The following is a 14,940-nucleotide window of genomic DNA, read 5'->3' as shown; positions in this document are numbered from 1 at the left end:
TCCTCAGCGTGGCGCGCGGTTATTCGACGCGAGCTCGGCGAACGACCGCGTCACCGCACGCGCTTCCGGCACGCCGGCGCCGTTGAGGCGCGCCTGCGCATACGCCGCGAGAACCGGCGGTAGCGCGGGAACGGCGTCGGGCGCCATGCCGTCGGTGGCGAGCAGCGCCGCGTCGAGCACGTCGATCACGTCCTCCGGCTGCGACTTCGCGATGGCGTTGCGCGTCGAGAGCGCAAGACTCGCAACGCGGTCCTTGCTGAGGCCGAAGCGCGCGGAGGCGCGGGTGATCGACGCATCCGCCCGCGGAATGCGCGGCGAGTTCGACGGCAGAGTACCGCCGGCTTCCTCGTTCAGCAGCCGGTGCCCGGGCGACATGCCGCGCTCGACCAGCGCGCCGGGCGGCGCGTCCTGGCTGTTGCGCCGGTCGAACATCGAGAACATGAGCACCGCGACCGCGGCGAGGATCGCGATGCCGATCAGCGTGGCACGATGCGACGCGCCGCTGGCGGCGTGATGGTGTGTCATGGTCCGGCTCCTTCGGCGTCGTCGACGTCGCGAAGTTCGCCCGCCGCGGGTGCTTCCCGGATCGGGCTGATCAGCATGATGGGGCAGGGCGGACGCTGCATAGGCCGCGCGCCGGGCATCGACATCACGCGCACGGCATCGCGTCGCGATTGCACGCGGCCTTCGCTACGCGTGATCTGGATCGACGTGGCCGTGTCGAGGCCGGTGCAGGGAGAGGCGAGTTCGAGCAGGAAACCGCTGTCGCGCCGCGGCCACACCGCCAGAGCCTGGTCGCCGAGCGCTTCCCATCGCATGTTGCGTGCGTAGTCGATACCCGCGACTGGCGTGCCTGCATGCTGGCGATATCGCGCGAGCCGTTCCTGCGGATCTGCGGGCGTGTGCGCGCAGGCGCACAGCAGCGCGAGAGTCGCGATGGGAACGAGCCTGCACAACGCCTCAGAAATCCGCGCGGACATTCAACCAGACCTCCGTCGAACTGTAGTTGAGGGCGACGACGTTGCTCTGGTCGCGGATGTAGAGCAGCTCCGGACGCAGCGACCAGCCGTCCATGAAGGCCCACACGAGCCCGGCGCCGCCTTCGTACAGGTTGTCCTTGCGGCTGAAGGTCGCGGCCTCGTCGCGTTCATCGGGATGGAAGCGGACGTCGTCAGCGCTGAAGTCGTCGCGTTCCCACCAGACGAAAACGAACGCATCGAGCGTGTCGCTGAAGGTCCAGTCGAGATTCGCGGTGGCGCCGAACACGTCGGAATCGCCATCCGGACGCGACGTCGCCGTGTTGCGGCCGGCATGCCCGGTGATGCCGAAGTTCGCCGCGCCGTCGTTGAACGAGTGCGACCATCCGACGCTGCCGGTGGTCGTCGTGCGGCTGCGATCGCGCAGCGGTCCTTCCGGATAGCGTCGACGCTGCACAGATACCCCGGCGGTGAGCTGTGACTCGACATCCATGTTGTGCGTGTAGTCGAAGAAGCCGGCGACGTCGTTGCGGTAATCGCCGTTGCCGCGATAGCTCACGCGGCCGCGAATGCCACCGGAAAGGCGGCTGTCGTTCACGCCGTGGCTCGCGGCGAAACTCCAGCGCAGGTCGCGATCGTCGCGGGATCCGGCATCGTACTCGCGATGGCGATAGTCGAGCGTTCCGTCGAGCGACGTGCCGTTCGATAGCGCGTGGCTGAGTCCGCCGCCGATGCGCAGGTTGTAGAAGGTCTCGCGACGATCGCCGCCACCGAACGTGTTCGTGCCACGGGTGGAGTTCACGCGATAACGCCCGATCCCGGTGGCCGCGTAGCCGAACGTGCTGGTGCGGCGCCCTTCATCCAGTGCTTCGCGCGCAGCGTCATCGTAGATCTGCGACTGCGTGATGAGATCGGGCGGCAGGTTCTCGAAGTGCATCGCGATCTCGAACTGGTTGATCGCGTTCGCGTGCTGCCCCAGTGCGTGGTAAGCGCGGCCGAGTGCGAGATGCGCATTCGCGTTGTCGGGATCGAGTTCGATGCTGCGTTCGAGTGCGACGCGCGCGCGTTCGGCATCACCTGCGCCGAGCGCGGCGCGCCCCAGGACGTACTGATAACTCGCGTCCTGCGCGTTCGCCGATTCCTGCGGTGCGAGCCGCTCCAGCGCTTCGGCGTAGCGCTTCTGCGACAGCAGCGACTGCGCGTCGGACATCGCATCCTGCGCGTTCACCGCCGAGGCGGCGAGCATCGCGACACACAGGCACACGATGCGGCCAATACCACCGGGCAGTCTGTCTGGGCGTCGCATGGCTCCTCCCTGCCGTAACGGCTCGGCGCGCCAGAGCTCGGCTTCACGCGCGAGGGCTATCTGGCTGGGACACGCGTTAACGGCGTGTCAAGGAGGTGCGCGAAATCGAGGCCACGTGCCCGTTAAGGTGCGCCGTCGCTTCAGTAAGTCCCGAAGCGGATCTGCACGCCGCCGCCCGGCACGCCGTTGATGACGCCGATCTCGTTGTCGTCGAACTGGTAGATCGCCGGCCATGTGTGACGGAAGCCGAAGGGCCACGCTGGCGGCGAGACGCGTTGCCAGCTCGCGCCATTGTCCTCGCTCCAAGTGACTTCGTTCTGGCACGAAGTGACGAAGACCGTCCCGCGCGTGGTCGTAGTGAGCTGCGGGCCGCAGCGCTGGTCGGCGAGCGGCGTGCCGAGGCCGTCGGGCCAGGTCACGCCGTCCTTCGAGATCTTCGTCGAGACGGGACATTGCGGATCTTCGCCGCAGGTTTCGAACACGAGCAGGTAGCGACCGTCCTGCATGCGCGACATCACCGGCATGCCGGGGCGCAGCTTGCCGCCGCCGGGTTCGGCGACGAGCACGGATTTCGCACCCCATGTCGCGCCGTGATCGCGCGAGATACGTTGCGACACGACCTGGTTGTACGAGGGCTTGCCGTCGGCAAGCGTCTCGTCGGCATAAAGCACCGACAGCGCGCCATCGGGCAGCAGCGTGAACACCGGTTCCCACACGCCGCGATCCTTTCGCCCGCGCGGGTTTTCGTTGCGGTCGATCGTGCTGAGGAACCGCCACGTGCGGCCGCCGTCGTCGCTCGCGTGCACGTTGAGGCGATACGACTTGCCTTCGATGAGGGACCGCATGCCGAGCAGGATGCGTCCGTCCGGCAACACCAGCAGTTCGCCGTTGTCGATGTTGCGGCCCGGCTCGGCGACCGACGACAACTCCTTCCACGCGCGGCCGCGTGTATCGCCGAGCGAGATCGTCAACGTCGTCGGCGTGCCCTTGCCGTGGAATCGCGTGGTCACCGCGAGCCAGCGACCATCCGGCAGTCGTGCGAGCCGCCCCCATGCCGCGTTGCTCTCGGCAACGGTAGCGGTGTCGGTCCACTGCACCGCCGCAGACGCGCAGGGCGGCAAGGCGAGCAGGGCGAGCGCGAGAACGAAGCCGCGCATCGTCAGTGCCAGAACGTCGCGTACAGCGCGACGAGGATCGCGAGCACCGCCAGCGAGGCCACGTTGAACGACGGCGCGGTCTTGTAGGTCACATCATCCGTGCGGATGCGGTCGCGCGCGCCGCTGGCCGGTGTCGCCAGCGCGACGACGGTCGCCAGCGCGAACGACAGGAGGAACACCAGGCCGATGCGATCCATGAAGGGCAGGTCGGGCCACAGCAGCTTCAGCGCCAGCGACAACACGAACGAACCGATGGCCGCGGCGAGCGCGCCGGCTTCGTTGGCGCGCTTCCAGAACAGGCCCTGCAGGAAGATCACCACGATGCCCGGCGTGAAGAAGCCGGTGAACTCCTGGATGTACTGGAAGCCCTGGTCGAAGCTGCCCAGCAGCGGGCGCGCGGTGAGCACGGCGATGACGATCGACACGGCCGCGGTGATGCGGCCCACGCGCACGAGCTTGGACTGCGAGGCCTGCGTGTCGCGCTTGGCGTAGAAGTCGAGCGTGAAGATCGTTGCGACCGAATTGATCTTCGATGCGAGCGAGGCGACGATCGCCGCCACCAGTGCCGCGAATACCAGGCCCAGCACGCCGCTCGGCAGCAGGCGCATCATCGTCGGATACGCCGCATCGGGACGTTCGAGCGACGGCGCCAGCATCACCGCGGCGATGCCCGGCAGCACCACGATCACCGGCATCAGCAGCTTCAGGAACGCGGCGAACACCACGCCCTTCTGCGCTTCGCGGATGTCCTTGGCCGCCAGCGCACGCTGGATGATGTACTGGTTGAAACCCCAGTAGCTCAGGTTCGCGATCCACAGTCCGCCCAGCAGCACCGACAGGCCCGGCAGATCCTTGTAGAAGGGATTGGACGGGTCGAGGATCATCTGGAACTTGCCGGGATGCGTCGTCCACAGCGTGTGGAAGCCCTGCACGATGCTGCCGTCGCCGATCTGGCTCAGCGTGATGCCGGTGACCAGCAGGCCGCCCAGCACCAGCAGCGTGACCTGCACGATGTCGGTCAGCGCCACCGCCTTCAATCCGCCATACAACTGGTAGGCGAGTGCGAACAGGCCCAGCAGGATCAGCGCGAGCGTCTGGTCCATGCCCGCGACCTGCGACACGGCGATCGAGCCCAGCCACAGGATCGACGTCAGGTTCACGAACACGTACAGCCCGAGCCAGAACACCGCCATCAGCGTGCGGATGCGATTGCCGTACCGTTCCTCCAGGAACTGCGGCATCGTCGTGACCTGGTTGCGCAGGAAGATCGGCAGGAACCACTTGCCGACGATGAGCAGCGTCACCGCGCCCATCCATTCGTACGACGCGATCGCAAGGCCGATCGCATAACCCGAGCCGGACATGCCGATGATCTGCTCGGCCGAAATGTTCGCCGCGATCAGCGACGCGCCGATGGCCCACCAGGGCAGGGCGCGGCTGGCGAGGAAGTAGTCCTGCGCCGATTTCTGGTGCCCGCCCTTCTCGCGCGAGACCCACTGCGCGAGCACGAAGATGCCCGCCAGGTACGCCAGCACGATGCCGACATCGAGGGTGGAAAGACTCATTCGACAAATCTCCGCAAGGTGGGCAGGGCGTCAACGACGCCGCACGGCATCGGGGTCGCCGGCGAAACGCGGCTCGCGCAGGCCGGTGATGCCGGGCTCGAACGCGAACACATCGCCGGCATGGCGATCGATCGAGCGCGCGGCGTCGGTCATGCCGTCGTGCGCGCTGGTGACGTAAAGCGTGGCCAGCGACGGGCCGCCGAAGGCCGGGCGCGTAGGCTGCGCGGTGGGAAGGGCGACGACGCGATCCTCGCGACCGTCAGCGCGATAACGCACAACGCGCGACGCGCCCCATTGCGCGTTCCACACGCCGCCTCCGCTGTCCACGGTGGAACCGTCTGGTTCGCCGCCTTCCAGCGACGTCAGGTCGACGAAGGTGGACACCGCACCGACCTCGTCGCCGTATTCGCATTGCAGGATCCGCTTCTGCAGCGAATCGCAGAAGTACATCGTGCCGCCATCGGGACTGAAGGCGACCGAGTTGGCGATCGCGACGCGCGGCAGCGGCAGTTCGCGCAGCGCGAGGTCCGCGTCCAGTCGCAGGAATTGGCCATGCGCGCGCTTCGGGCCATGCGCGGGTTCGTGCAGGGTTCCGAAGACGAAACGCCCCTGGCGATCGCACGCGCCGTCGTTCGCGCGCGTTTCCGGTGCGATGGGAGGCGTTCGGATCTCGCGGATCTCGCCCGTGCCGAAATGGAAGAACGCGAGTCGCGACGCGAGCGCGAGCAGCAGCCAGCCATCGGCCACGCACAGCGCGAACGACGCGAGGCGTTCTGGCATCGGCCAGCTGCGCACCGTGCCGTCGCCGGGCACGTAACGCCACAGCATCGATGCGTGAATGTCGGTCCACAGCAGCGATTGCGTGCGATCGCACCAGAGCACGCCTTCGCCCAGCGCGTGGCCGGACTGGACCGCGACGCGAACGTCGACGCTCAAACCCAGCCTCCGTCGACGATGAAGTTCTGGCCCGTGCACATGCGGCTCTCGTCGGCGGCGAGGAACAGCGCCATCCGCGCGAGGTCCTCGGGCTTCAGGTGGCCGGGCAGGCACTGTGCGCGCGCGATCTGCGCTTCGCCTTCCTCGTCCAGCCACAGGCGTTTCTGCTTCTCGGTGATGACCCAGCCCGGCACGAGCGCGTTGATGCGGATGCGGTCGCGGCCGAGCTCGCGTGCAAGGCCGTTCACGAGCCCGTGCACAGCGGATTTCGCCATGGCGTACATCGGATAGCCGGCGTTCTTGATCATCCAGCCCGTCGAGCCGAGGCAGATCACCGACCCACCGCCGAGCGCGCGCATGTCCTCGACGACGGCCTGCGTCGCGAAATACTGATGACGCAGGTTGACGGCGATGTTGCGTTCGAAGTCCGCCGCGGTCGTGCTGCCGAAGGAATGGCGCACGTCGTTGGCCGCGTTGTTCAACAGCACGGCGATGCGGCCGATGCGCTCGCGTGCCTGCGAGATGGCGCCGTGCAGTTCGTCGAGATTCGTCACGTCGCAGCCCAGGTACACCGGTGCGTGTTCCACAGCGCGAAGTTCGTCGATCAGCACCTGCGCGCCCGCGTCGTCGATGTCGAGGAATGCGACGCGTGCGCCCTGGCGCGCGAAGTGTTCGACGAAACTCGCGCCGATGCCGGTCGCGCCGCCGGTGATGAGTACGGCGCGGCCGGCAAGACTCGGGTAATGCGCCATGAAATCGTCGGTCATCGTGCTCACCATTCGGCCACGCTGCCGTCGGCGTGGCGCCAGATCGGATTGCGCCAGCGATGCCCTTCGGCGGCGCGTTCGTCGACGTATTCCTGGTTGATCTCGATGCCCAGACCTGGGCCCTGCGGAATCGCGACGTATCCGCCTTCGTACGCGAAGGGCGCACGATCGGTCAGGTAATCGAGCAGGTCGTTGTTGGCGTTGTAGTGGATGCCCAGGCTCTGCTCCTGGATGAAGGCGTTGTAGCAGACCGCATCCAGTTGCAGGTTCGCTGCCAGCGCGATGGGGCCGAGCGGGCAGTGCAGCGCGAGCGCGACGTCGAAGGCTTCGGCCATCGCGGCGATCTTGCGCGTTTCGGTGATGCCGCCCGAGTGCGAGGGATCGGGCTGGATGATGTCGACGCCGCCGGTCTGCAGCACGCGCTTGAAATCGAAGCGCGAGTACAGCCGCTCGCCCAGCGCGATCGGGGCAGGGGAGAGCGAGGCGAGTTCGGGAATGCATTCCAGGTGCTCGGACAGCACCGGTTCCTCGATGAACATCAGGCCGAACGGTGCGAGTTCGCGCATCAGCACCTTCGCCATCGGCTTGTGCACGCGACCGTGGAAATCGACCGCAAGGCCGACTTCGCGACCGACGGCGTCGCGCACGGCCTGCACGTTTTCAAGCACGCGCGAGACCTTCTCGTGCGTGTCGACGAACTGCACTTCCTCGGTGGCGTTCATCTTCACCGCGCTGAAACCGCGTGCTACCGCGTCTTTCGCCGCGCGTGCGGTTTCGGCCGGGCGGTCGCCGCCGATCCACGAATACACGCGGATGCGGTCGCGCACCTGGCCGCCGAGCAGCGCATGCACCGGCACGCCGAGCGCCTTGCCGTGGATGTCCCACAACGCCTGGTCGATGCCGGCGAGCGCGCTCATCAGGATCGGGCCGCCGCGGTAGAAACCGCCGCGGTACATCACGTTCCAGTGATCCTCGATGAAACGCGGATCCTTCCCGATGAGGTAATCGGACAGTTCGTCGACGGCCGCCGCGACGGTATGCGCGCGACCTTCGACGATGGGCTCTCCCCAGCCGCTGATGCCGGCATCGGTGTCGATGCGCACGAAACACCAGCGCGGCGGCACGAGGAAAGTGGAAATGGCGGTGATCTTCATGCGTGTGGGGGTCCGTGCTCGTTGCGTGCGGTCGGTCAGGTGAGGTTGATCGAGTTCCAGCCATCGACGAATGCGCGTGCGCGGCGCGCGGTTTCGGTGGCGTCGATGCCGGGCGAATACAGTGCGGAGCCGATGCCGAAACCGGCGGCGCCGGCCTTGCGGTAGGCGCCCATGTTGTCGGGCGTGATGCCGCCGACGGGCAGCAGCGCGGTGCCCTTGGGCAACACGCTCGACCACGCCTTCAGGACCGGCGGCGGGAGTTGTTCGGCAGGAAAGAGTTTCAGCGCGTCGGCGCCTGCGGCGAGCGCGGCGAAGGCTTCGGTCGGCGTGGCGACGCCGGGCGTGCAGACCAGGTCGGCGGCCTTCGCGGCGCGGATCACGGTCGTGTCGCCGTGCGGCATGACGATGAGCTTGCCGCCGGCGTTTTTCACCTGCGCGACCTGCCCGGGCGTCAGCACGGTGCCGGCGCCGACGAGGCAGCGGTCGCCGAACTCGCGCGCGAGCAGCGCGATGCTCTCCAGCGGTTGCGGCGAATTGAGCGGCACTTCGATGACGCGGAAACCGGCGTCGAACAGCGCGGCGCCGACGGGCAATGCGTCCTGCGGGGTGAGCCCGCGCAGGATCGCAATCAGGGGAAGGGGTTGCAGCCACGCGGTGCTCATGCGCACTCCGTCGATGTTGGTGCGGGGGTGTTCCGGGCTAGCGCGCCGTCTTGCGCGCGCGTCGTCCTTTGATGTTCGCGCGTGAGTCGACGATCATGCCGTGCATCGCTTCGCGCGCCTGTTCCGGTCGTTTCAGCCGGATCGCGTCGTACACCGCGAAGTGCCGCGGCAGCGAATACTTGAAGTCCACGGCGGTCTTCGCCGACAGCAGGAAGTACGCGCCCAGTGCCGTGTCGATCACCGAGAACAACGAGCCCATCAGCTCGTTGTTGGCCGCGTCCAGCACGCACTCGTGGAACTCCAGGTCGGCCTTCGCCCAGGCGTCCAGATCCGTCGATGCGTCCATCGCCTCGTACGCGGACTTGATGCGTGCCAGCTGCTCCGGCGTGCGCTTGCGCGCGGCCGCGGCTGCGGCAGCCGGTTCGATGATCTCGCGCATCTCCACCAGCTTCTCGACGAAGTCCTCCGTCGGCATCGACGCGCAGCGCCACGCCAGGATGTCCGCGTCGAGCTGGTTCCAGTAGCGCGTGTCGCGCACGCGCGAGCCGGTCTTCTGCTTGGTTTCGATCAGGCCCTTGGAGCCCAGCACCTTCAGCGCCTCCCGCAGCGCCGTGCGGCTGACTGCCATGCGCTGCGCCAGCGCTTCCTCGCGCGGCAGCAATTCGCCCGGCTTGATCTCGCCGCTGACGATCAGCCGGCCAAGTTCCTGGATGACCTGGTTGTGCAGGTTCCGCACCGCGATCTGTCTCACTGGTCCCCCTCCACGACGCATCCGGCGTCGCTCCTATTATCCGACAATAGGGGTATAGCATGAGTTCGGTTGCGCGTACCGCTTCGAGCCTCATGGCGATGCCACCGGGTCGATCTGCAACCAGTCGTAGTCGAGCGGGCGATCCGGATTCGACAGGACGATGCGGTTGTGGCCCGCCTTGAGCGGTGCCGTGAACGTCGCCTCGCGCCAGCCTTCTGACGTGGACGGCCTGGTGCCACCGGTCGCGGCAACACCGTTGACGCTCATGCGCGGTGCGGCCGCGAAGCCGATGTCGGCGAAGCGCACCGCCAGCGTGCGTGGGCCGGACTGCCCGACGACGACATCGAAGGTCAGGTCCGCATCCTTCCCGCTGGCCAGCCGCACCTTGCGGTAGGCCGATGCCTCGACGTTGTCGATCTGCGCGCCGCCGCGACGCACGGCGTCCTCGGCTTCATAGCGGTTGAGCGCGAGCGGCGCCGACGCGAACAGGATCTCGTTGGTCTCGTCGGGTGCGGGCGCGTTTGCTGTCGATGACGACGTGACGTGCAGCAGCGTGCCATCGGCGCGCGGGATCATCGCCTGCGTCCAACCCGCGTGGATGTTGCCTGTGCGCTTGCGCACCGGTGCGCCGGCTTCCCACCACGGGCCACGGCCTCCGTCGGCGTTCCAGTAGAACGTCCGACCGCCCGCATCGCCACCACCGCCGGCGCGCTGCGCGGCGACCACGATCACGCCGTCGGGCGTCTCGCCGGGAAGCCAGCGGATCGTCGGGCAGGCCGAGGGATACGCGCCGGACGCCGTCTGGATCGGCGTGCCACGATCGCCCGCGTCGCCCCAGTCGAGGCCGTCGCGGCTGAACTTGATGTGCACCTGGCCGTTGCGCGCAGCTCCGGTGTTGTCGATGTTCTCGTAGACCATCGCGTAGCCGCGACCGGGGATGCGTTCGACGATCGCCATGCCCGGACGCTCGACGCCGCCGGGCAGGGCGACATCGAAGACTTCCTTGCCCCAGGTGCGGCCGCCGTCATTCGAAACCCGGTGCGCCAGCAACTGGTTGAAGCCTTGTGCCTTGTGCTGTTCGGTCGAATAGAAGACGACCATGCGGCCGTCGTCGAGCACGACGATGTACGGCTCCCACACGCCCTTGTTGAGCCGGTCGGACGGCTGCCCGCCGCCTTTGACGATGCTGCTTCGGTACGTCCACGACTTGCCGCCATCGACGCTGGCGTAGAGCTGCAGGTCCTGGTCGGTGATGCGCTCGCCGCCGTCGCGACGGATCGCGTTGGCCGCCAGCAGCAGCGTGCCTGCGGGAAGATCGCCGCTGCTGCGCGCCAGTTCGCTCAGGTGCGGCTGCCAGCGCAGTGCCCAGCTTTTGTCGCCGCGATGCGCCGTTTCGTCGATCGAGCCGATGCGCTTGAAGCTGTTGCCATCGTCGCGGCTTTCGAACAGCGGCACGTTGCCGGCTTCGGAGGGCTCGTAGACCAGCAGCAGGCGGCCGTTGTCGCCGCCGGCAGGCTGGTGCGCGAGCTTCACGGCCGACGCGTAGCCGATGCCGGGCGCGAGCTTGTGGCCCACGACCTCATCGGGCACGTCGGCGATTGCGCCGCCGACGACGCCCGTGCATAGCAGCACGGACATCGCGACGGGCAGCAGGCGCCGCGCGGGGGAGGGCGCGCGTTGCATCACAGCTTGAACCGGTAACCCAGGCCGATGGTCTGGTCCTGGAAGCGGATGTCACGCGGACGCGTGTCGCCATCGCCCCAGAACTGGTGCAGGTTGTTGCCCAGCAGGTTGGTCGCCGAGAGGATGACCGTCTGCCGCGGCGTCACGTCGTAGCTGACCGAGAAGTCCAGCGAACTGGCCGGTTCGACCTGGTCCTCGTTGCCGGCCACGGTGGGCTGGGTGAAGAAGTCGATGTAGCGGCTGCGGTAGCCGTAGGCCAGTCGCGCCGACACGCCGTAGTTCTCCCAGAACAGCACCGCGTTGTAGTTGTTCTTCGACACGTTCTGCAGCGGGCGCGAGGTTTCCGGGCCGCCGATGAACTGCGGCGAGCGCGTGGAGCCGTCGATGTAGGTGTAGTTGAACTGCGCGCCCAGGCCGCTCCATGCGCCGGGCAGGAAGTCGAACGTCTGCTGCCAGGCGAACTCGACGCCCTGCAGGTGGCCGCTGCCGGCGCTCTGCGGGGACGACAGTTCGAAGTCCTCGCCGCCGATCACGACGTTGGTGACGTAGTTCTGGATGTAGCCGTCGATGTCGCGATAGAACAGGCCCAGGCTCGTGTAGCCCACCGGCGAGAAGTACCACTCCAGCGACGCGTCGTAGTTCATCGACTCGATCGGCGTCAGGTCCGGGTTGCCGCTGGCGGCGATGCCGGCGCGGTTGATCGTGCCGGGGTTGAGCGAGATGGACGGATTGAGTGCGCCGAAGTCCGGATAGCTCAGCGTCTTGGCGGCCACCAGGCGGAGCTGCCATTCATCGTTGAAGTGCAGGTTCATGCTCGCGTTGGGCAGCGTGTTCGTGTCCTTCGTGTTGCGCGAGATCGGGCTGTAGATGCCGGTGGACGCATCGAAGGAGTACGCGTTGAGGTCGCGCTCCACGCGCTCCACGCGCACGCCGACCAGGCCGTCCACGCGCAGGCCGAACAGTTCGGTGTCGTATTTCGCCTGCAGGTAGCCGGCGAGCTTTTCCTCGCCGATGTCGAAGAAGCGGCCGGGGTTCTCGGCTGCCAGGCCCGGCTGCAGGCCGTACAGCTGGCGCAGGTAGTCGGCGCTGTCGATCAGCGTGTCGTAGCAGGGCGTCAGCCACTTCTGGTGCAGGGCGTCGTTGCCGCGCTTGCTGCAGAAGAAGTCCAGGCCCGGCAGGCGCGCGATGACCTGGTTGTCCGGGTTCGGATTGGCGGTGATGTTGCCGGTACCCGCGCCGCCCGGCGGCGGCGTGGACAGCTCGACGCTGCCCTTGGCCTCGGCGTTGCGGTCGGCGTAGCGCAGGCCGAACTGCAGCGATGCGATCGGGCCGTCGACGAAATCGAAGTGGCCGTCGCCGCGCCAGCTGTTTTCCTCGCCGTACGAATAGCCCCAGGTCTGGAACAGGCCGTTGAGGTAGAAGCGCGAGGGATCCAGCGCCGGATCGCCCTGCAGGTACCAATTCTGGTGGCGGCCGGACGTGCCTTCCCACACGGTGGTGATGGGGCCCGACAGGAAGGTGTCGATGATGAAGTTCTCGTCGCGGTAGTAACCGGACGTGCGCGAGAACTCGGTGGACAGGTGCAACTGGTCGCCGTCCCACTTCAGGCCGAGCGCGTTCTGGATGTCCTGCCCGCGCTGCTTGTGCGCCTGCGTGCTGGTTGCGGCGTACGTGTCGCCGGTCCACACGCCGTTGGAGGCGTCGCAGATGGTCTGGCCCTGCAGCGCGCCTTCGAGCTGGTTCGGATAGCAGTGGCCGCTCACGCCGAGCTGTTGCGGCGAGACGACGCCGACCGGGAAGGTGAAATAGAACGCGTTGGAGTAGCTGTCGCGCACCCAGTCGTACAGGCCTTCCAGGTAGATCTCGGTGTCCTCGCGCGGCTTCCACTGCAGCGCGTAGTTGAAGGCGCCGCGCTCGCGGTAACCGTCGTTGTACGACGTGCCCCAGCCGTTCGGCGCGGCGATGAGGTTGCCATCGCTGGTGCGGATCGGATCACCCGTGCCGGTGGTGACGACCTTCGGGAAGTCGCCCCACACCGCGTCGTACGCGTAGTCCTTCGCCTGGTAACCGAAGTTGACCAGCGCGCCGAACTCGCCGGCGTCGGTGTCCCAGCGATCGCTGAAGAGCAGGCTCGCGTTGGGATCGACGCTGCCGCCGTACTTGCTGTGCGTGGCGGTATAGGTGCCGGCGACTTCGCGGCCATCGAAATCGAACGGACGGCGCAGCTGGATGTCGACAAGACCGGCAATGCCGCCGAGAGGGAGGGAGGCCTCGGAAGTCTTGTACACGCTGAGCGTCCTGACCGCGGTCGCCGGCAGGTTCTGGAATGCGAAACCACGGCCGGAGCTGGAGAAGATCTCGCGGCCGTTGAGGGTGGTGATGACGTTGGGCAGGCCGCGGATCACCACGCTCGTGGTCTCGCCCTGGTTGCCCTGCGCGATCTGCACGCCGGTGACGCGTTGCAGCGCGTCGGCGACGCTGTTGTCGGGCAGCTTGCCGATGTCCTCGGCGACGATCGAATCGACGACCATCGTCGCGTCCTGCTTCAGCGACTGCGCGGTTTCAAGGCTCTGGCGCAGCGCGGTCACCGTCACGGTGTCCAGCTCGGTCGCTTCCTGCGACGAGGTCGGCTGCTGCGCAGCGGCCTGGGTGGCGTCCTGCGCGAGCGCCATCGGCGGCAGCACCAGCGCGGACAGGATCGACAGCGACAACAGCGAGCGTGGGAAGCGTCGGTTCATGGCATCGGTCTCGAAGACGTTGGGTGCGCGCGGCCGGCACGAAGGCGCGCCGCGCGTCAGGGTTCAGAGGGCGGGAACTTCGTTCTTGGGGGCGCGGCTGAGGGCGCGGATGATCTCGATCTCGCGCGCGCGATACGGCTTTCCATCGCCATGGAGCAGGTCGTGGAACCACAGGGTCGGCGGCTTCTGCGTGTACGGACGCTCCCACGAATCCCACGGGAAGCGCGTCTGCGTCTTGCCGTCCACGAAGCCCCAGTTGTACATGCCGACGTTGAGCTTCTTGGCCACCGGCAGCACGCCGTCGATGGTCGAGCCGGCGCCGCGGGCCAGGTACTCGGTGCACAGCAGCGGACGGCCGTAGACCTGCAACTCCTGCACGCGCTGGGCGAAATCCTCCGGCCAGGCGTAGGTGTGGAACGAGATCACGTCGGACAGCTCGACCTGCGCCTTCTCGACGCGGTTGAGGCCTTCGAGCTTGTTCCAGTCGGGGTTGTGCCACAGGCCGCTGGTGAGCGGCTGCGTCGGCTTCTGCGTGCGCGCCCAGGCGAAGACCTGCGGCAGCAGTTCGGCGACGCGGTCGAACTTGTGCTTGCTCTCGCGCGGCTGGTAGAAGCCGCTGCCGCCGCCTTCGTTGTCGGGCTCGTTCCACACGTCCCACGCAAGCACGCGGTCGTCCTTGGCGTAGGTGCCGACGATGTCCTTCACGTACGCCTCAAGACGCGCGTGCTGTTTCGGATCGTCCAGCGCGGCGGTGCCGGGGCCCTGCACCCAGCCGGAGTTGTGCACGCCGGGGATCGGCGGACGCTGCGGACCGAGCTTCGGATCCGGATCCCAGCACGAATCGAACAGCACCAGCATCGGCTTGATGCCGTGCTTCGCGGAAATCTGCAGGAAGGTTTCGAGGCGACGCTTGAAGCCCTTCGGATCCTGGTGCCAGGCCATGTCGTGCAGGAACACGCGCATGGTGTTCATGCCCATGTCCTGCGCCCAGCCCAGTTCCAGGTCGATGCGCTTGGGATCGAAGGTCTCGGCCTGCCACATCTCCAGCTGGTTGATCGCGTTGGCCGGGATGTAGTTGCTGCCCACCAGCCACGGCTGCTTCGCGTACCACGCGTTGGCTTCTTCCTGCGACCAGCGTTCGCCCGGCGCGGCGAGCGCCGGCTGCGCGAGGGACGCGCCCGCCAGCGCAGCGGCGACGAGCAGTTTGGGTAGCCACTTGAACATCAATCCATCTCCTTGTTTCG

13 protein-coding genes are annotated in these 14,940 nt (G+C 67.3%); all 13 read right to left on the bottom strand.

The window, feature by feature from the left end; genetic code table 11:
* Positions 1-3: 3 nt before the first annotated feature.
* Positions 4-525 (bottom strand): hypothetical protein, encoded by a 522-nt coding sequence (locus ABIE51_RS10970; RefSeq protein WP_192630761.1) that lies wholly within the window; start codon positions 523-525, stop codon positions 4-6.
* Positions 522-980, bottom strand: a complete 459-nt coding sequence (locus tag ABIE51_RS10965; RefSeq protein WP_192630760.1) for a DUF6491 family protein — start codon at positions 978-980, stop codon at positions 522-524. The genes ABIE51_RS10970 and ABIE51_RS10965 overlap by 4 nt, the downstream gene beginning before the upstream one ends.
* A complete protein-coding gene (locus tag ABIE51_RS10960) occupies positions 961-2,283 on the bottom strand; it encodes a tetratricopeptide repeat protein (RefSeq protein WP_192630759.1) in 1,323 nt (440 codons plus the stop codon). Before ABIE51_RS10960 ends, ABIE51_RS10965 begins: the two co-directional genes overlap by 20 nt.
* 140 nt (positions 2,284-2,423) lie before the next feature.
* Positions 2,424-3,440 (bottom strand): sialidase family protein, encoded by a 1,017-nt coding sequence (locus ABIE51_RS10955; protein WP_192630758.1) that lies wholly within the window; start codon positions 3,438-3,440, stop codon positions 2,424-2,426.
* Between the two features lie 2 nt (positions 3,441-3,442).
* Positions 3,443-5,005, bottom strand: coding sequence for a sodium/sugar symporter (locus ABIE51_RS10950; protein ID WP_192630757.1), 1,563 nt, complete (start codon positions 5,003-5,005; stop codon positions 3,443-3,445).
* 30 nt (positions 5,006-5,035) lie between these two features.
* Positions 5,036-5,941 (bottom strand): SMP-30/gluconolactonase/LRE family protein, encoded by a 906-nt coding sequence (locus tag ABIE51_RS10945; protein ID WP_192630756.1) that lies wholly within the window; start codon positions 5,939-5,941, stop codon positions 5,036-5,038.
* The gene (locus tag ABIE51_RS10940) at positions 5,938-6,708 is read right to left on the bottom strand and encodes an SDR family NAD(P)-dependent oxidoreductase (RefSeq protein ID WP_354504060.1); all 771 of its coding nucleotides are present in this window, start codon (positions 6,706-6,708) and stop codon (positions 5,938-5,940) included. The genes ABIE51_RS10945 and ABIE51_RS10940 overlap by 4 nt, the downstream gene beginning before the upstream one ends.
* 5 nt (positions 6,709-6,713) lie before the next feature.
* Positions 6,714-7,901, bottom strand: coding sequence for a galactonate dehydratase (dgoD, locus tag ABIE51_RS10935; RefSeq protein WP_354504864.1), 1,188 nt, complete (start codon positions 7,899-7,901; stop codon positions 6,714-6,716).
* A complete protein-coding gene (locus tag ABIE51_RS10930) occupies positions 7,898-8,524 on the bottom strand; it encodes a 2-dehydro-3-deoxy-6-phosphogalactonate aldolase (RefSeq protein ID WP_192630754.1) in 627 nt (208 codons plus the stop codon). Before ABIE51_RS10930 ends, dgoD begins: the two co-directional genes overlap by 4 nt.
* A 37-nt stretch (positions 8,525-8,561) precedes the next feature.
* A complete protein-coding gene (locus tag ABIE51_RS10925) occupies positions 8,562-9,275 on the bottom strand; it encodes a FadR/GntR family transcriptional regulator (protein ID WP_253335773.1) in 714 nt (237 codons plus the stop codon).
* A 90-nt stretch (positions 9,276-9,365) separates the two neighbouring features.
* On the bottom strand, positions 9,366-10,958 hold the full coding sequence (locus tag ABIE51_RS10920) for an exo-alpha-sialidase (protein ID WP_192630752.1): 1,593 nt from the start codon (positions 10,956-10,958) through the stop codon (positions 9,366-9,368).
* On the bottom strand, positions 10,958-13,696 hold the full coding sequence (locus ABIE51_RS10915) for a TonB-dependent receptor (RefSeq protein WP_192630751.1): 2,739 nt from the start codon (positions 13,694-13,696) through the stop codon (positions 10,958-10,960). The genes ABIE51_RS10920 and ABIE51_RS10915 overlap by 1 nt, the downstream gene beginning before the upstream one ends.
* Positions 13,697-13,759: 63 nt before the next feature.
* Positions 13,760-14,920 carry a cellulase family glycosylhydrolase gene (locus tag ABIE51_RS10910; RefSeq protein ID WP_192630750.1) on the bottom strand — a complete coding sequence of 387 codons (1,161 nt, stop codon included), beginning with the start codon at positions 14,918-14,920 and terminating at the stop codon, positions 13,760-13,762.
* Positions 14,921-14,940: the final 20 nt, after the last annotated feature.

This window comes from Lysobacter sp. OAE881, from assembly GCF_040546665.1.
GTDB lineage: Bacteria > Pseudomonadota > Gammaproteobacteria > Xanthomonadales > Xanthomonadaceae > Lysobacter_J > Lysobacter_J soli.
The sequence above is the reverse complement of the archived record's forward strand: the minus strand, read 5'-3'. Positions and strand labels throughout refer to the sequence as shown.